Source organism: Streptomyces sp. NPDC027672 (assembly GCF_055566335.1).
Map to the genome: position 1 here is coordinate 329,102 of NZ_JBVHSO010000005.1, position 16,318 is coordinate 345,419.

General features: G+C 72.4%; 13 protein-coding genes. 8 read left to right on the top strand and 5 right to left on the bottom strand.

The features are described from left to right. Window positions 1-15 precede the first annotated feature (15 nt). Genes ACZ4SV_RS14985 through ACZ4SV_RS15000 form a run of 4 tightly spaced genes read left to right on the top strand, consistent with a single transcriptional unit; the run spans window position 16 to window position 6,670 of the window. The gene (locus tag ACZ4SV_RS14985) at window positions 16-1,488 is read left to right on the top strand and encodes a cytochrome P450 (RefSeq protein ID WP_468004503.1); all 1,473 of its coding nucleotides are present in this window, start codon (window positions 16-18) and stop codon (window positions 1,486-1,488) included. Then, window positions 1,485-3,920, top strand: a complete 2,436-nt coding sequence (locus ACZ4SV_RS14990; protein WP_468004505.1) for a KR domain-containing protein — start codon at window positions 1,485-1,487, stop codon at window positions 3,918-3,920. Before ACZ4SV_RS14985 ends, ACZ4SV_RS14990 begins: the two co-directional genes overlap by 4 nt. Further along, on the top strand, window positions 3,917-5,164 hold the full coding sequence (locus ACZ4SV_RS14995; RefSeq protein WP_468004507.1) for a cytochrome P450: 1,248 nt from the start codon (window positions 3,917-3,919) through the stop codon (window positions 5,162-5,164). Before ACZ4SV_RS14990 ends, ACZ4SV_RS14995 begins: the two co-directional genes overlap by 4 nt. A 24-nt stretch (window positions 5,165-5,188) precedes the next feature. Then, entirely contained in the window at window positions 5,189-6,670 is a 1,482-nt protein-coding gene (locus ACZ4SV_RS15000) for a carotenoid oxygenase family protein (RefSeq protein ID WP_468004509.1), read from the top strand. A gap of 50 nt (window positions 6,671-6,720) precedes the next feature. On the opposite strand, the gene ACZ4SV_RS15005 is transcribed toward ACZ4SV_RS15000, so the two are convergent. Then, entirely contained in the window at window positions 6,721-7,482 is a 762-nt protein-coding gene (locus ACZ4SV_RS15005; protein ID WP_365880856.1) for an SDR family NAD(P)-dependent oxidoreductase, read from the bottom strand. 150 nt (window positions 7,483-7,632) lie between these two features. Here ACZ4SV_RS15005 and ACZ4SV_RS15010 point away from each other — a divergent pair, with 150 nt between their 5' ends. Further along, the gene (locus tag ACZ4SV_RS15010) at window positions 7,633-9,132 is read left to right on the top strand and encodes an aldehyde dehydrogenase family protein (RefSeq protein WP_365880854.1); all 1,500 of its coding nucleotides are present in this window, start codon (window positions 7,633-7,635) and stop codon (window positions 9,130-9,132) included. Between the two features lie 147 nt (window positions 9,133-9,279). Here ACZ4SV_RS15010 and ACZ4SV_RS15015 read toward each other — a convergent pair whose 3' ends face one another. Together ACZ4SV_RS15015 and ACZ4SV_RS15020 are read right to left on the bottom strand one after the other, a co-directional pair. Beyond that, a complete protein-coding gene (locus ACZ4SV_RS15015) occupies window positions 9,280-10,311 on the bottom strand; it encodes an LLM class F420-dependent oxidoreductase (RefSeq protein WP_397940120.1) in 1,032 nt (343 codons plus the stop codon). Between the two features lie 51 nt (window positions 10,312-10,362). Next, window positions 10,363-10,698 (bottom strand): ArsR/SmtB family transcription factor, encoded by a 336-nt coding sequence (locus tag ACZ4SV_RS15020; protein ID WP_365884134.1) that lies wholly within the window; start codon window positions 10,696-10,698, stop codon window positions 10,363-10,365. Window positions 10,699-10,980: 282 nt separating this feature from the next. On the opposite strand from ACZ4SV_RS15020, the gene ACZ4SV_RS15025 reads away from it, so the two are divergent. Together ACZ4SV_RS15025 and ACZ4SV_RS15030 are read left to right on the top strand one after the other, a co-directional pair. Then, a complete protein-coding gene (locus ACZ4SV_RS15025) occupies window positions 10,981-11,496 on the top strand; it encodes a Rossmann-fold NAD(P)-binding domain-containing protein (protein ID WP_397940118.1) in 516 nt (171 codons plus the stop codon). Window positions 11,497-11,647: 151 nt separating this feature from the next. Beyond that, window positions 11,648-11,902, top strand: coding sequence for a hypothetical protein (locus ACZ4SV_RS15030; RefSeq protein WP_468004513.1), 255 nt, complete (start codon window positions 11,648-11,650; stop codon window positions 11,900-11,902). Window positions 11,903-12,037: 135 nt separating this feature from the next. Here ACZ4SV_RS15030 and tpg read toward each other — a convergent pair whose 3' ends face one another. Continuing rightward, window positions 12,038-12,595, bottom strand: coding sequence for a telomere-protecting terminal protein Tpg (gene tpg, locus ACZ4SV_RS15035; RefSeq protein WP_468004515.1), 558 nt, complete (start codon window positions 12,593-12,595; stop codon window positions 12,038-12,040). 14 nt (window positions 12,596-12,609) lie between these two features. Continuing rightward, entirely contained in the window at window positions 12,610-14,877 is a 2,268-nt protein-coding gene (gene tap / locus ACZ4SV_RS15040; RefSeq protein WP_468004517.1) for a telomere-associated protein Tap, read from the bottom strand. A gap of 258 nt (window positions 14,878-15,135) precedes the next feature. Here tap and ACZ4SV_RS15045 point away from each other — a divergent pair, with 258 nt between their 5' ends. Beyond that, a complete protein-coding gene (locus ACZ4SV_RS15045) occupies window positions 15,136-16,203 on the top strand; it encodes a fatty acid desaturase family protein (protein WP_468004519.1) in 1,068 nt (355 codons plus the stop codon). Window positions 16,204-16,318: the final 115 nt, after the last annotated feature.

Consider the following 16,318-nt stretch of genomic DNA (forward strand, 5'->3'; position numbering starts at 1 on the left):
AAGAAGGAGACCCCCTTGTCGAGCACCGAGGCCGGCACCGGCACGGCCGCGCCGCAGCAGAGCCGCCGGCAGGCACCCGGGCCCGAGGGCAGCGTCCTGTTCGGCGCCCTCAGCAGCTTCAAGAAGGACACCCTCAAGCTGCTGGTGGAACTGCAACGGCAGTTCGGCGGCATCGCCCGGATGAAGATGGGCCCCTACCTGGTCCACCAGATCACCCAGCCGGAACACGTCAAGCACGTCTTGCAGGACAACGCCCGCAACTACGTGCGCGGCCGCTTCTACCGCGGCTTCAACCTGTTCTTCGGCCGGGGCATGCTCACCACCGACGGCCCCGAATGGCGCACCCGCCGCTCCGTCACCCAGCCCTTCTTCAACCGGACCCGGCTGCGCGAGGGCGCGGGCACCATCACCGACACCGTCGAGGAACTGCTCACCCGCTGGGACGAGGCCGCCGCCGAAGGCAAGGACGTCGACATCACCGACGACATGATGTGGCTGGCGATGGGCGTGCTCGGCCGCCTGCTCTACGGCGTCGACCTGCGCGACTACGCCGACCGCCTGATGCCCGCCGTGCGTTTCTCGCTCAAGGCGATGATCCTCACCGGTGAGGTCAAGCAGATGCTGCCGCGCTGGGTGCCCACCCGCTACCAGCGCCAGCTCAAACACCACCAGAGCGTCCTCAACGGCGTCATGGACGAGATCATCGACCTGCACCGGGCCGGCGGCGGCAGCCCCGACAGCGTCGTCACCGCCCTCCTGAACGCCACCCACGCGGTCACCGGCAAGCCGTTCACCCAGACACAGATCAGGGCCGAACTCAAGACGCTCTTCCTCGCCGGCCACGAGACCACCGGCTGCGCCCTGACCTGGACGCTGTACGCCGTCGCCCAGCACGAGAACGTCCGGGCCCGCCTCGACGAGGAACTGCGGCAGGTCCTCGACGGGCGCACCCCGACCGCGGCCGACCTGCCCAGCCTGCCCTATCTGCGGCAGGTGGTGGACGAGTCGCTGCGGATGTACCCGCCGATCTGGCTCTTCCCCCGGGACGCCGTCGAGGACGACGAGATCGGCGGCTACCACGTGCCGGCCGGCACCACCGTCCTCGTCCCCGTCTACGCGGCCCACCACAACGCCGCGGTCTGGGAGAACCCGGAGGCCTTCGACCCGCAGCGGTTCTGCCCCGCCCACCAGCAGAAAGCCGCGACGGCCGGGACCGGGGCGACGATGGCCGGGACCGTGACCGGGGCCCGCGCCGCGGGCCGGGACCGCTACGACTACTTCCCCTTCGGCGGCGGCGCCCGCAAGTGCATCGGCATGGACCTCGCCCTCCTGGAGATCCAGCTCGCCGTCGCCATGATCACCCAGCGGTTCCGGCTCCACCTGGTCTCAGGGCACCCCGTCACCCCGGGCGCGCTGGTCTCGCTGCGCCCCCTGCCCGAGGTACTGATGCAGATCAAGCCCACGGGCCGGGAAGCGGTCCGGGCATGACCGCAGGCCCCGCACCGACCATCCACCCCGCAACACCGGCCGGGACGGGGCCCGCGGTGGCCCCGGTACGCCGCATGCGCTGGCGGCTCGCCCCCCAGCCCGCGCTGCCCGAGCACACCGCGCCGGCCATCGCCGGCGCCCGTATCGCGGTGCTCGGCGGCACGCCGGGGCTCGCCGCGCGCGTCGCCGCCCGGCTGCGCGAACACGGCGCCCACGTCCTCGTGGACCCCGGACACGGCACGGACTGGCAGATCGCGGGCGGGCTGCCCGACGGGCTCGTCGACCTCACCCTCGCCGAACCCTTCGACCCGGCCCGCACCGGCGCCCACGCACCGGCCCTGCTGCGCACCCTCGCCGCCCTGCGCACCTGTTACGCGCCCTGGGCGGGCGAGACCGCCACCCGCAGGCTCTTCTACCTGGCCGTCACCTACCTCGGCGGCGGCATGGGCTTCGCACCCGAGGACCACACCGGGGGCAGCGGCTCGCAGCCGCTCGGCGGCATCTGGGCGGGCCTGGCCAAGACCCTGCACCGGGAGATCCCCAACTGCAACACCCGCGTCCTGGACACCTCGCTCGACGAGAGCGACCTGCTGCCCGACCGGATCTGCCGAGAGCTGTACCGGTGGGGCCTGTTCGAAGTCGGCCACCGCGACGGGCAGCGGCTCACCCTGCGCGCCGAGGCGCAGGACGCCGGCCCGCCCCTGGTCCCGCTCGGGCCCGAGGACCTGGTCCTGGTCTCCGGCGGCGGGCGCGGCATCGGCTGGCGCATCGCCACGGCGCTGGCCCGCATGCACGGCTGCCGCGTCGTGGTCACCGGACGCGGCCCGCTGCCCGACCCGGCGGCCAAGCCCTGGCTGACCGCGCCGGACCAGGACTTCGCCGCCCACGAGCGCGGGCTGTGGGACCTGCGCGCCGAAGGCCGGCCGATCACCGAGATCCGCGCGGCCATCGCCACCGCACGCCGCGAACGCGATCTGCTCGCCCACCTCGCCGCGGCGCACCGCGACGGACTGCCGATCACCTACGCCACCTGCGACTTCACCGACCCCGACGCGGTCGGCCGGCTGCTCGCCCGGCTCGACGGCCCGCCGACCGCCGTCATCCACAACGCCGGCGTCGACACTCCCGCGCGGTTCCCCAAGAAGACCGACGAGGAGTTCCTGCGCACCGTCGCCACCAAGACCGACGGCTTCCTGCACCTGTTCCAGCGGGTACGCGCGCTGCCGCTGAAGTTCTTCTGCGCGGTCGGCTCCCTCACCGGCCGGCTCGGCGGCATGGTCGGACAGCTCGACTACGGCGCCGCCAACGAAGGACTCGCCCGGCTCGCCCTGTGGGCCGACCAGGTGGCGCCGTTCCCGGTGATGACCCTGTGCTGGCCGACCTGGGACCGGGTCGGCATGGTCGCCAACTTCGAGGCGACGCTGCGCTACATGAGCGCCCTCGACGTCGACGAGGGGCTGCGCCTGTGGCTGGCCGAGCTGACCGCGGGCACACGGGGGGAGGTCACCTACGTCGGCCCGTTCGGCAAGGCGCTCGGCCCGCTCCAGGCGGTCGGCTACCCCGCCAGCGAGGACCTGCCCGGCTACCGCGGCCTCGCCCCGGCCATCTTCCACCTCGGTGAGGTGAGCACCCACGCACCGCACCGCGGCCTGACCGCCGGGGTCACCCTCACCACCGCCTACGCCCCCGCCCTCACCGACTTCGAGGTCGACGGCGTCCCCGCGCTGCCCGTCTCGCTGCTCCTGGAGAACGCCCTGTGGTCGGCGGTCTGGCTGCCGCCCGAAGACCTCGCCCCCCTCGTCCCCGACCGCATCGAGGACATCCGGATACACCCCGAGGCGCTCCGCCTCGACGCCGGCACGGCCCCCCTGGAGCGCACCGCGCACGCCCGGTACACCGACGGCGACTGGCACGTCGACATCGTCTACCGCACCGGTGCCGCACCGCCCCGCGAGGCGGCCCGCCTGCGCGTCGTACACCGGCCGGCCCACGCGCCGCCCACCACCGCGCCCGCACAGCCGGCCGGTGTGCCGCGCCCGGCCGGGGGCGCCGCGCACCGGCTGCGCTGGCGCGGCCGGGTACTGCCCGTCGTCCCCTGGCAGGACGCCGGCCCCGGCCGGGTCCTCGCCCACCTCACCGAGGCAGCGGCCAACGACCTCTGGATGCTGCCGCGCTGGCCCGAACAGAGCCTGCCGCTGACGGCGCTGGAGAACGTGCTGCACCGCACGCGGGCCACCGACCCCGACGGCCCGGCCGAGCTGCACATCCAGCGCCTCTCCCTGCTGCGCCCGCCCGGCACGGCCCGGCTGTCGGGCGCCCGCCTGGTGGTCGAAGGAGACCCCCGGCGCGGCGACTGGCTCGTGTCCGAACAGGCGTCGGGCGCGCCCGTCCTGCGCGTACACGCACTCCGCTACCCAGGAGACGCACGATGACCGTTCAGCTCACCGATTCCACCGACCGCGGCAACGAACTGTCCATGATGGGCGTCTACACGCCCCGCTACATCGAGGACCCCTACCCGCTCTACCGGCGCGTCCGGGAGGCCGGCCCCGTCCTGTGGGACCCGACGATGGGCGACGAGGGCGCATGGATGGTCACCGGCTACGAGCCCGCGCTCACCGCGCTGCGCGACTCGGTCTTCTCGGCCCGCAGACCCCAGTGGGACCCCGCCACCCACGCCCCCGAACAGGCGTCCCCGCTGCGCGCCCTGTACTCCCAGGTGTTCGTCACCGACGCCCCGGACCACAAGCGGCTGCGCAAACTGATGATGAAGCCGTTCCTGCCGCGCGCCGTGGAGGCCATGCGCGGCGAGATCGAGCGCGGCGCGAGCGCCCTGCTGGACGCGGCGCTGCCGGGCGGCGAGATGGACTTCATGCAGGACTACGCGATGGCGCTGCCCTCCGCCGTGGTCTGCTCGGTCCTCGGCGTACCCGTCGAGGACCGCGAGCGCTTCTGGAAGCGGATCCTCAGCTGGGGCCTGCTCGTCGACGAGGGGCCGCTGAGCAAGGAGCACCCCGACTACCACCTGGCGAGCATCGCCAAGTACATGGACTACTTCCGCGAGCAGTTGCGCCGCCGCGAGGGCGAGCGCACCGACGACCTGATGCAGACCCTCGCCGACGCGTGGGCGCAAGGGGAGTTCGACAGCGAGGAGGAACTGCTCGGCAACCTCATCTTCATGCTGACGGCCGGCCAGACGACCACCGCGCACCAGATCGGCAACAGCGTCCTCGCCCTGCTCGACCACCCGGACGTGCTGGCCCGGCTCGCCGCCGACCCCTCCCTCGTGCCGTACGCCACCCCCGAACTCATGCGGTACGACAGTTCCGTCCAGCTCACCAAGCGCCGCCCCGTGCGCGATGTGGAGCTCGGCGGGCAGACCGTCCGGGCGGGTGAGGAGATCTACGTGTGGATGGGCGCCGCGCACCGCGACCCGGAGGTCTTCCCCGATCCCGACCGGCTCGACGTGGACCGGCCCCGCAGCCAGAACCTCGCGCTCGGCCACGGCGCCCACTACTGCCTCGGCGGCCAGCTCGGCCAGCTGATCAACGAGGTGGCCGTGGAGCAGTTCGTGCGGCGGGTGCACGACCCGGAGGTGGACCGCTCCGGGATCCACCGCACGGAGACGCCCACGTTCCGCGGCCCGCACTCCATGCCCATGACGTTCACGCGCTAGCCCCCCGCGAGAGGAACCCCGATCATGCCCCAGACCCCCCAGCCGCTGCCGCCGTTCCCCGACACACCACAGCCGCTGCCCGACTTCCCCGGCTACACCACCCTGGACAAGGAGGTGCGCATCGACCGGCTCCCGGTCGAGGGCGCGCTGCCCGAGTGGCTCAGCGGCACCCTGATCCGCAACGGCCCCGCCAAGTTCGAGGTGGGCGACTACCGGCTGACGCACTGGTTCAACGGCATCGGCATGCTGCACGCCTACTCCTTCGGCGAGGGCCAGGTCTCCTACGCCAACAAGTACCTGCGCACCACGGCCTACGACCTGGCGGTCAACAAGGGCCAGCTCTACGGCAAGCAGTTCGGCATCGACCCCTGCCAGGAGCTGTTCGGCCGGCACTTCGCCGCCTACTCGCCGAACATCTCCGACAACACCAACGTGAACCTGACCCGGCTCGCCAACCGCTTCTTCGCGTTCAACGAGCAGCCCCTGTACACGGAGTTCGACCCGCGCACCCTCGACACGATCGGCGAGCTGACCTTCGAGGACCAGATCGCCGGCGAGCTGTCCACACCGCACCCGCACTACGACTTCGAGCGCCGGGCCCTGCTCAACTACACGACGGCGATGCGCGAGAAGACCGTCTACAACGTCTACTACACACCCGAGGACACCCAGCGCCAGACCCGCCTGGCCACCATCGAGACCGGCGAGGACCCGCGCTACATGCACAGCTTCGCCGCCACCGAGAACTACGTGGTGCTGGTGGAGATCCCGGTCGTCATCGACCGCGAGCGGTTCCTGGAACCCGGCAATCCGTTCCTGGAGTGCTTCAGCTGGCAGCCCGAACGCGGCACCCGCTTCCTCGTCGTCGACAAGCGCGAGGGCCGGGTGACGCGGACCTTCGAGGGCCCGGCGTTCTTCGCCTTCCACCACATCAACGCGATCGAGACGGGCAGCGACCTGCTCATCGACATCGCCGTCACCGAGACCCCGTACGAGAGCGTGCTGGGCCTGGCGCCCTCGCCGGACCAGTTCGACCTCCAGGCCTACGGCTACGCGGCCCGCCGGTTCACCCTGCCGCTGGGCGGCACGTCGGAGACGGCACACGTGGTGGACCTGACCGACGCCGGCGTGGAGATGCCGCGCATCAACTACCGCGCGCACAACGGCAAGGCGTACCGCTACGCCTACGGCCTGGGCCACTCCCCGCGCAGCCTGCGGGCGATGAACCGGCTGCTGAAGCTGGACGTCGTGGCAGGCACCCACAAGGCCTGGTACGAGAAGGGCAGCTTCCCCAGCGAGGCCGTGTTCGTGGGCCGGCCCGGCGCCACCGCGGAGGACGACGGCGTCGTGCTCTCCGGAGTTTTGGACGCCAAGACCGGCACGTCGTTCCTGCTCGTCCTGGACGCCGCCTCCTTCGAGGAGCTGGGACGGGCCCGCGTGCCCCACCACATCCCGAACGACTTCCACGGCGTGTTCTTCAGCGACCTGCCCCGCCTGAGCGGTTGAGCCGGACGGGCGGACGGCGAACCGTCCCGCCCGGCCGGCCCGGCCCGCGGTCAGGGGGTCCAGGCGCGGTGCAGGAAACGCATCGTGCCCACCGATATCCCGCCGTCGGCGTACAGGGTCTGCCCGGTGACGTAGCGGGCCTCGTCCGAGCCGAGGAAGGCGATCACGCCGGCGATGTCCTCGGCCTCGCCGAGCCGGCCGAGCGGCAGGTGCCCGCCGCGCCGCGCCCGCTCGGCGGCGTCGGGCCCGTACAGGTTCGCCGCGCCGTCGGTGTAGATCAGACCGGGACCGACCGCGTTCACCCGGATTCCCGCGTCCGCGTACTCGGCGGCGGCCTGTTCGGTGAGGGCGACGATCGCGGCCTTGGCGGCCGGATAGATGCCGGAGTTCGCACGGGCCGTCCGCGCGAGAAAAGAGGTGACATTCACGATGGCGCCGCCACCGCTCCGGGCGATGACGGGAGCGAACGCCTGGGTGCAGATCAGATTTCCCAGCACATTCGTGTCGAGCACCCTGCGGTAATGCTCGACATCGATCTCGGAAAGCGTACTGAACGTCCAGACCCCGGCATTGTTCACCAGCAGGTCGAGCCGGTCGAGTCCGTCGGCCACCGCCCGTACGGCGGCGGAATCCCGCACGTCGCACACGGCGGCCGTACCCCCGGTCCGGTCCGCCGTCTCCTTCGCACTGGCATCGACGTCCAGGCAGACGACCCGGTATCCGCGCGTGGCGAGCAGCACGGCGGTGGCCCGCCCGATGCCGCGGCCCGCACCCGTGACCAGGGCGGTGGGCGCGGGAACTGCGTTGGTCATGGAATCTCCTCCGGCTTTTCGGGGTGGGAATTCTGCGGGCAGCGTACGCGCCGTCACCTGAAATGCACAAGGTATGAGTGAAATCTGTGTCATCCGTAATTTCCGCAACGAAAAATCGGTCAGCAATACCAAACGGAATGAGGGACGGAAATGACGGCAGTCGAGCAGTCGGCCGTGGACCGGCTCGCCCCGGCCATCAGCCCTGAGCCGCGCCGCATGCTCATCGGCGGCGCGTGGGTCGACGCCCTGGACGGCGCCACCTTCGACTCGGTGGACCCGGCGACCGAGCGGGTGATCGCCCGGGTGCCCCGGGCCGGCGCCGCGGACGTGGACCGGGCCGTGCGCGCGGCCCGCGCCGCCTTCGAGCCGGGCTCGCCCTGGCGCACCATGTCGCCGTCGCAGCGCGGCCGTCTCATCCACCGCATCGGCGACCTCGTCCTGGAACACGCCGAGGAGCTGGCGCTCATCGAGTCGGTCGACAACGGCAAGCCGCTGACCTACGCGTCGTTCGCGGACATCCCGATGACGGCCGACCTGTTCCACTACATGTCCGGCTGGGCCACCAAGATCGAGGGCAACACCATCCCGTTCTCGTCGGCGGCGCCGGGCAGCTTCCTGTCGTACACGCAGCGCGAACCGGTCGGCGTGGTCGGCCAGATCATCCCGTGGAACTTCCCGGTGATGATGGCGGCCTGGAAGCTGGCGCCGGTCCTCGCCACCGGGTGCACCGTGGTCCTCAAGCCGGCCGAGCAGACCCCGCTGGGCGCGCTGCGCCTGGGCGAGCTGATCCAGGAGGCGGGCATCCCGGACGGTGTCGTCAACATCGTGACCGGCTTCGGTGACGCAGGCGCCGCCCTCACCGCCCACCCCGACGTCGACAAGGTCGCCTTCACGGGCTCCACCGAGGTCGGCAAGGAGATCGTGCGCGCCAGCGCGGGCAACCTGAAGAAGCTCACCCTCGAACTCGGCGGGAAGTCACCCGACATCATCTACGCCGACGCCGACCTGGAGCGGGCCGTGGCCGGCGCGGCCGGTGCGATCTTCTTCAACCAGGGCGAGTCCTGCATGGCCGGCTCCCGGCTCTATGTGCAGCGGCCGGTCCTGGAGGACGTCGTCCAGGGACTGGTGGCCGAGGCCGAGAAGATCAAGGTCGGCGTGGGCACCGACCCGGCGACGCAGATGGGCCCGCTGGTCTCGCGGGAGCAGTTCGACCGTGTGATGGGGTACGTGGAGTCCGGCACCGCCGAGGGTGCGGTGCTGCGCACCGGCGGCCGGCGGATCGGCGACACCGGGCACTTCCTCGCGCCGACCATCTTCAGCGGCGTCACCCCGTCCATGAAGGTCGTGTCCGAGGAGATCTTCGGGCCGGTCCTGACCGTGCTGCCCTTCGACGAGCTGGCCGACATCGTCGCCGTCGAGCGCGACAACGTCTACGGCCTGGCCGCCGGGGTCTTCTCGCGGGACGTGGGCACCGCGTTCCGCACGGCCAACGCGATGCGGGCGGGCACGGTCTTCGTCAACACGTGGAACACGCTCGACGCGGCGCTGCCCTTCGGCGGCTACAAGCAGTCCGGCTGGGGCCGCGAGATGGGCCACGCGGTGCTGGAGAACTACCTGGAGACCAAGACGGTCATCGCCGATCTGTCCTGACGCCGGCCGGCGGCGTCCGCGGGGGACAGGACGGCGCCGGCGGCCGGTCCACGGGAACCGGCCGCCGGCGCCGTCATCCGCCGTCATGTGCCGTCGTGTGTCAGGGCGGGCCGCCGCGGGAGGGCGGTCCCGCGGCGGCCCGCCGGCTCAGGGCTTCAGTTCGGCCACGGTGGCGAGCGTCTTCGGGTCGTCGTTGCGGATCAGCAGCGTGGTGACCAACGACTCGTCCCAGCGCGCCAGTTCGTCGCGCAGCTTCTCCTTGGGACCGACCAGCGACACGTCCTCCACCATCGCGTCCGGTACGGCGGCGATGGCGTCCTTCTTCTGCCCGGACAGGTACAGTTCCTGGATCCTGGCGCACTCCGCCTCGTAGCCGAGCCGGGCCACGACGTCGTTGTGGAAGTTGGCGCCCTTGGCCCCCATGCCGCCCACGTACAGCGCGATCCAGGGCCGCACCGTGTCCCTGGCCCGCTGTACGTCGTCGTCGAGGACGAGCGGGGCGCCCGCGGCGATCTCGAAGCCGGCGCGGGCGCTGCGCTCGGGGGAGCGGCGGGCGAAGCCGGCCTCCAACTGCTCGCGGTGGAAGGCGTCGGCGCGCGGGGAGAACAGGAACGGCAGCCAGCCGTCGGCGATCTCGGCGGCGAGCGCGATGTTCTTGGGCCCCTCCGCGGCCAGGTACAGCGGCACCTCGGGGCGCAGCGGGTGCACGGTGGACTTGAGCGGCTTGCCGAGTCCGGTGCCGGCCGGGTACGGCAGCCGGTAGTGCTCGCCTTCGAAGGCGACCGGGGCGCGGCGCGCGATCACCTGGCGCACGATGTCGAAGTACTCACGGGTCCGGGCCAGCGGCTTCGGGTACGGCTGCCCGTACCAGCCCTCCACCACCTGCGGGCCCGAGGCGCCGAGCCCGAGCACGAACCGGCCGCCGGAGAGGTGGTCGAGCGTGAGCGCGGCCATCGCCGTGGCGGTCGGGGTACGGGCCGACATCTGGACGATGTTCGTGCCGAGCCGTACCCGCGAGGTCTGCCTGCCCCACCAGGCGAGCGGGGTCAGGGCGTCCGAGCCGTACGCCTCGGCGGTCCAGACGGAGTCGAACCCCAGCCGCTCGGCTTCGGCGATCAGCGCCTCGGCTGTCTGCGGCGGGCCCGACGACCAGTAATTCGTCTGGAATCCCAGCTTCATCGGATCTCCCTCGAACTCGTGCGTGCGACGGTACGGGCGAAGTGGTGCCGGTCAGTCCGCGACGCCGGCCGGTCGGTCCGGAAAGGCGGCGAGCACGGAATCGAGCAGCCCGGGGAAACGCTGGTCGAGGTCCTCGCGGCGCAGCCGCACCTGGTGGTTGCGTCCCTCGAGCCGGGTCATGGTGAGGCCGGCCTCGCGCAGGACCTTGAAGTGGTGGGACAGGGTGGACTTCTGGACGCCGATGTCGAACTCCTCGGGGCGACAGGCGTGATATTCACCGTCTGCGAGGACCGAAATGAGCCGCATTCGAATCTCGTCCGAGAGCGCCTTCATGACATTCAGGATCTGGATCTCATCGACGTCGGGCTGAGTGAAGTAGCGAGCCATATTATCACCTCATTGCCTCTCATTGTGCAATACAATTGTAACAGGTGGATCGAAGTCGAACTATACTGGTGATGGCGGCTCCGTAGAGTGCTCCCTTCTAACGCGTCCCTCGGCAGGTGAATCTGACGGTCAGTCACCTCTCCGGCCGGGTGCCCCCGCAGGAGTGCGATCCACTTATGTACTTTGGTTCATTGATCCGGGTGCGGTCGTACTGATTGAATTTCCTACCGGGTCCGTTGGGGTCCGCGCTCACTTTGGTCCGGTCCGAAAGGAGCATGCCCCGTGCGTATCAGAAATGACGGCTGGGCCGTGGTCGTCGGGGACGTGGACCGCGCCTGGCGCCTCGAAGGACCGCTCGCCGCGGCGGGCCTGCCCTGGACCGCGATCGAGGAGCCCGACGACCTCACCGGGCTCGCCCGCCCGGCCGGTGCCGAACTCACCGTGCTCGCCCTGCCGCCCACGCACGAGGGCGCCGGGCCCGCGACCCGGCTGCTGCGGGAGACGGCACGGATCGTCGCCGGCCGCCCGCGCACCGCCCGGCCCCGGCTGTGGTGCGTCACCCTCGGCGGGAGCGAGCGCCCGGGCGGCGCCGACTGTGTCACGGCGCGGCTGTGGGACCTCGGCCGGTCGGTGGGCCGGGAGCTGCCCGGCTCCTGGGCCGGTGTGCTCGACCTCGCCCCCGACCCCGCCCTGGACGCCCCCGAACGCGTGGCGCAGTTCCTGGCCGCCGACCGCCCCGCGGGCGGAGTCCTCGCGCCGCGGCGCGACGGCGCGGCGGACCCGGTCACCGTGCGGTGACCTGCCCCCGGACCGGTGAGCGCCGCGCCGTCCCCCGCGCGGGCGGTCACCGGCGCAGCCCCGGACCGCCGCCCGGCGACGCCCGGGGCCGGGGGCCCCGAGGAAACGTGTGACGACCCGAGAAGCCCGGAAGGCCGAGCAGGGAGTGCGCATGACCGTGTGGAGCACCGCCACCCCGGACAGTCCGGCGCCTACGGCCCGGAGCGAACACGCCGACGACTTCCTGCGGGCCCTGCGCGGCCGCGGCGGGCAGGCACCCGGCGCCGCCCGCGTCCCCGCCCCGCCGGACCTCGCCGACGACTTCGACCCCAGGGACCCCGGCACCATCCTGTCCCTCGCCCTGCGGACCCTGCGCGCCCAGCGCGCCCCCGCCCCGCCCCGGCCGGCGGAACGGCCCGCCTCCTGACGACGCCGTCCCGCACCGGCACACCCGGCGCGGACATCCGCCGTCACCCTCCGGTGGCCAGGGCAGACCTGCCTGCCGCGGGCGCCGGCGCCGCACGGTGACCCGGCGCCACCCGCGCCCTGCCGCCCGCTCCGGCTACAGCTCGAACTCGAGGTGTTCCAGATCGGTCAGTTCCACTTCGAGTCCGTGGGCGCGGCGGCCGCTGTCGCGGAAGTAGACCTCGCCCAGGGCCCCGGCCGCGACCCGGCGGAGCTGCTCCTCGGTGGCGCCGCCCTCCTGGGCCTGGAAGAGACGGGCGGCCTGGTCGGGCGGCAGCGCGAGGGTGAGGTGCCGCAGCCGGGCGTCGTCGGTACTGCCCGGGGCGGCGGTGTAGCCGAACCGCGCCCGGACATCGATCATGATGCCCTGGGTGGTGACCGCGGCCTGCTTGGCCCTGGCCCTGACCTGCGGCTGCCAGCGCGCGCGGACCTCGCGTTCGAGCCGGCCGGCGAGTTCCGGGCGGGGCGTTCTGATCTGGTTCTTCACATACCGCTCGACGGTGCGCTGACTGATGCCGAGCAGCTCGGCCACCCGCCGGGTACTGCGCTGGTGCGCCCGGACCAGATAGCGCATCTGCGCCCCGGCGGACTTGGGGACGGGACGCGTGAACGCGCCCTGCACCGCCTTGCCGAGTTCTTCCCCGATCGCCACCATCGTGCCGTGCCCCCCTATTCCCCGGTGTCCTTCGCGGTGACCTCACCGGTCTTGATGTAGCGGGCCAGGTTGGCGACATGGCCGTCGGCGCCGAGCCGTTCGAGCACCTCCGCGCCCCACAGCACGCTCTGGGTGCCCTCGTGCTTGACCATCCCGGGCGAGACGCCGAGCCGGAAGGATCCGGGCACGGTCTTGCCGTCGGCGTCGTAGGGCAGGACGTCCAGCGGGCCGGGTCCGTCGGCGGCGTACACGGCGCAGTCGGACAGGACCGCGACCGGGTACTGCCCGGTGGCCGCCGCCAGGTTGAGCATCTTGCGATGCATGTTGATCCGGGCCCGGGAGATGACCGTGGCGCGGATGTCGGGGCGCCAGGTGGGCCGGGCCAGGGCCGGCCAGGGCTGCCCCGGCTTCCAGCCGCCGCCGCGCGCCTTCTCCCGCAGCTTGCCGATGCCGCCCTTGACGGTCATCTTCACGGCGTCCAGGACGACGGCCATCTCGGGGTCACGCTGCCGGCAGCCCTCCATCGCCCTCAGGAACTCGGCCGGCGGCAGCTTCTCGGCGACACCGAGGTCCGCCATGGTGGCGACGTAGGCGTCGCGCAGCCGCTTGTACCAGCCGTCCAGGAACCGGCCGCTCTCGTGGCGCACCCACGCTTCGACCGGGGCGACGTCGTACCCGAGTTCGACGGCGTACGCCACGGTCGGGGTGGCGTACCAGGCCGGCCCCTCGGGGCGTTCGCCGGTCGGAGTGAACGGGCTGGGCAGCAACGCGCCGTCGAGGTCCCGCCACTGCTTGCCGACCTTCACCCGGGACGGATCGACGTGGGAGAGGTCGACCAGCCACGAGCCGGGCAGCGCCGCGTCGAAGACCGGACCGGTGACGTGCACCGGCGGTGACGCCAGGCCGACGACCGCGCCGTTCGCGGCCGCGCCGAAAGCGAGGTTCACGTCGAGGCCGACCAGATGGCGCTTCCCGCACTCGGCGTCGGTCAGATCCCGCGCCCAGTCGTAGGCCTCCTCGAACAGCTTCTCGCCGGGACCGCGCACATGGAAGCGGGGCAGGTGCGCCAGGACGGGATGCCCGTCGGGTGCCTCGCACGGCGCCGGGTCCACCGGCTCCGTGCCCAGCGACCCGGGGCGGTGCTCGCGGTGCCGCTTGCCGTCGGCGTCCGGCTCGCTCGCACGGGTCGGCGGGTTGAGCGCCGTCATCAGATGCAGCCCCGTCACCGCGGTGGAACCCACCGGCGTCGTCACCCGGCCCGCGTACACACCCAGCACGCGGGCCAGCTCCGCCGGCTCCAGGCGCGCGGCATGCCCCCACGCGCGGTCGTCCAGCGCACGCCAGGAGGGGATGCACAACTGCACGCAGTTCCGGCGGCCCCCCTGGGCGGGCCGGTAGATCCGCGCCCACGGCCCCAGCCCCCGCTTGGTGAGCCGCCAGTCGGCACGCTCGAGCTGCTTGACGACCTTGTGCCCCTCCGGCAGCCGCCCGGAGAGCCGCTCGGACTCCGACAACTGCACGGGCAAGCCGTACCGCTCGCACGCGGCCTCGGTGAGCACCAGCAGCGGATCGGCGTCCTTGCCCGAACCGTGCAGCCGCTCCGCCCCGAGCCGCGCCTCGCTGAGCGTCCACTCCACCAGGGCGGGCAGCGTCTTGGCCGGCACGTCCAGGATCACCCCCCCGACGCCGTAGCCGGTCACCTGCTTGTCGGCGTCGGCGTCGAGGACGAGCAGCGGACCGTGCGCGTACGGGCCGCCGGGCGCGGCGGCACCCTCTGTGGTGGCCCGCGCGGCGGTCTTCCGGGCGGTGCTCTCGGCACCACGACGGTGCGGGGCCCGGGGCTGCTGAGCGGTCCGGGGATGCGTCGTGGCGGCCGGAGCGGGATCGGTGGCCCGGGGAGCGGAGGGCGACTCATCGGTCCCGGCCGTGGCGTCCGGTGCACCGCCCGCCGACGCCGTCGGCTCGGCCGCGGCTGCCGGCGTCGCAGGGGTCGACGTTTCCTGGACTGCGGTGTCCTCCTGCGGCGTACCGGTGCCTTCGGGGGCGGGGTAGAGCCGTGCGAGCTGTCCGAGCAGGCGTGCGTACGCCTCCCGCTCCGGGGGCCGCGGCTCGGTCTTGCCCGACTCCCAGCCGCCCACGGTCGCCCGCCGGACGTGCAAGGCGGCGGCCACCTCGTCCAGGGTGAGCGCGTGCGCCTGGCGCAGCCGTCTGCGCTCCGCCGGCGGCGGCAGCGGGGAACGGGACGCGACCAGCGCGTCCACCGCGTCGAACAACTCGGACATGCGCACCTCCGCTCCCACTGTACTCCGATAACCGCTCCCACCGCGTACGTATCGCGTACGTGCGGCGTGCGTGTCGCTGGCGTCGACAGCACCGAGGACGGGTCCCGTGCCGCGCCAAGGGTGGCACGGTTTCGGTGAAAGCCCAGTTCACGGGGGTGGAGTGGTGGCACCACCCGACCGGTACGGGGGCAATCCCCCGATCCGGGACGGTGCCTGGCAGGCTGTTCCGGACCGGCGGGCGTGCCGAGACTCGACGGCATGACGATTTCCCCGCAGGCCGCACCCCTGCCCATCGTGTCCGCCGGCCCTTCCCGTGGAGCCGGCAGCGACTTCTCCCGGCTGTCCCGGCGCATCACCGAGGCGGGGCTGATGCGGCGCCGCCCCGTCTATTACGCGGCACGGCTCGGGCTCGTGGTCGCGCTGACGGCGGCGGGCTGGGGCGCCTCCCTCGCGCTCGGGGACACCTGGTGGCAGCTCGCCGTGGCCGCCTTCCTGGCGCTGATGTACGGCCAGACGGCGCTCGTCGCCCACGACCTGGCGCACCGCCAGGTCTTCCGGCGCGGCCGGCCGAGCGGAGTGTGGGGCCGGCTCTTCGGCAACCTGGGGATCGGCATGAGTTACGGCTGGTGGATGAACAAGCACACCCGCCACCACGCCAACCCCAACCACGAGGACCTGGACCCGGATGTCGCCCCGGACATCCTGGTGTGGTCCACCGACCAGGCCCGCGACAGCCGGGGCCTGGCCCGTCTCATCGGCGGCCACCAGGCCTGGCTGTTCTTCCCGCTGCTGACGCTGGAGGGCTTCAACCTGCACGTCTCGAGCCTGCGGGCGCTGTGCTCGCCGTCCATGAAGCACCGCACACTGGAGGCCGGACTGCTCCTGCTGCACCTCGCCGTCTACCTCTCGGCGCTGTTCCTGGTGCTCCCGCCCGGCAAGGCGGTGGCGTTCCTCGCCGTGCACCAGTGCCTCTTCGGGGTGTACCTGGGCTGCACCTTCGCCCCGAACCACAAGGGCATGCCCACGTTCAGCGGCGACGCGCGACCCGACTTCCTGCGCCGCCAGGTCCTCACCTCCCGCAACGTCCGCGGCGGCCGGCTCACCGATGTGCTGCTCGGCGGGCTCAACTACCAGATCGAGCACCACCTCTTCCCGAGCATGCCCACCCCGCATCTGCGCCGGGCCCGGATCATCGTGCGCGCGTACTGCGCGGAGATCGGCGTGCCCTACCACGAGACCGGTCTGCTCCGCTCCTACCGCGAGGCCCTGACGCACCTGCACCGGGTGGGAGAACCGATCAGGCGGCAGCGCGGTACGGCCCGCTGACGCGCGGTACTGCCGCAGGCCACGGCATGTGCCGAGCCCCGGACCCGGCCGGTGTGTAGTGCGCAGGCACCAGGAACGGTGAGCGGCTGGTCCGGGTGCACCAGGCCGGGACGGG

Bases quoted from the DNA above. Each gene is read 5' to 3' on its own strand.
- ACZ4SV_RS15045 (WP_468004519.1), top strand. From the start codon at position 15,136: ATGACGATTTCCCCGCAGGCCGCACCCCTGCCCATCGTGTCCGCCGGC.
- ACZ4SV_RS15030 (WP_468004513.1), top strand. From the start codon at position 11,648: ATGACCGTGTGGAGCACCGCCACCCCGGACAGTCCGGCGCCTACGGCC.
- ACZ4SV_RS15015 (WP_397940120.1), bottom strand. From the start codon at position 10,311: ATGAAGCTGGGATTCCAGACGAATTACTGGTCGTCGGGCCCGCCGCAG.
- ACZ4SV_RS15010 (WP_365880854.1), top strand. From the start codon at position 7,633: ATGACGGCAGTCGAGCAGTCGGCCGTGGACCGGCTCGCCCCGGCCATC.
- ACZ4SV_RS15000 (WP_468004509.1), top strand. From the start codon at position 5,189: ATGCCCCAGACCCCCCAGCCGCTGCCGCCGTTCCCCGACACACCACAG.
- ACZ4SV_RS15005 (WP_365880856.1), bottom strand. From the start codon at position 7,482: ATGACCAACGCAGTTCCCGCGCCCACCGCCCTGGTCACGGGTGCGGGC.
- ACZ4SV_RS15020 (WP_365884134.1), bottom strand. From the start codon at position 10,698: ATGGCTCGCTACTTCACTCAGCCCGACGTCGATGAGATCCAGATCCTG.
- ACZ4SV_RS14995 (WP_468004507.1), top strand. From the start codon at position 3,917: ATGACCGTTCAGCTCACCGATTCCACCGACCGCGGCAACGAACTGTCC.
- tap (WP_468004517.1), bottom strand. From the start codon at position 14,877: ATGTCCGAGTTGTTCGACGCGGTGGACGCGCTGGTCGCGTCCCGTTCC.
- ACZ4SV_RS14990 (WP_468004505.1), top strand. From the start codon at position 1,485: ATGACCGCAGGCCCCGCACCGACCATCCACCCCGCAACACCGGCCGGG.
- tpg (WP_468004515.1), bottom strand. From the start codon at position 12,595: ATGGTGGCGATCGGGGAAGAACTCGGCAAGGCGGTGCAGGGCGCGTTC.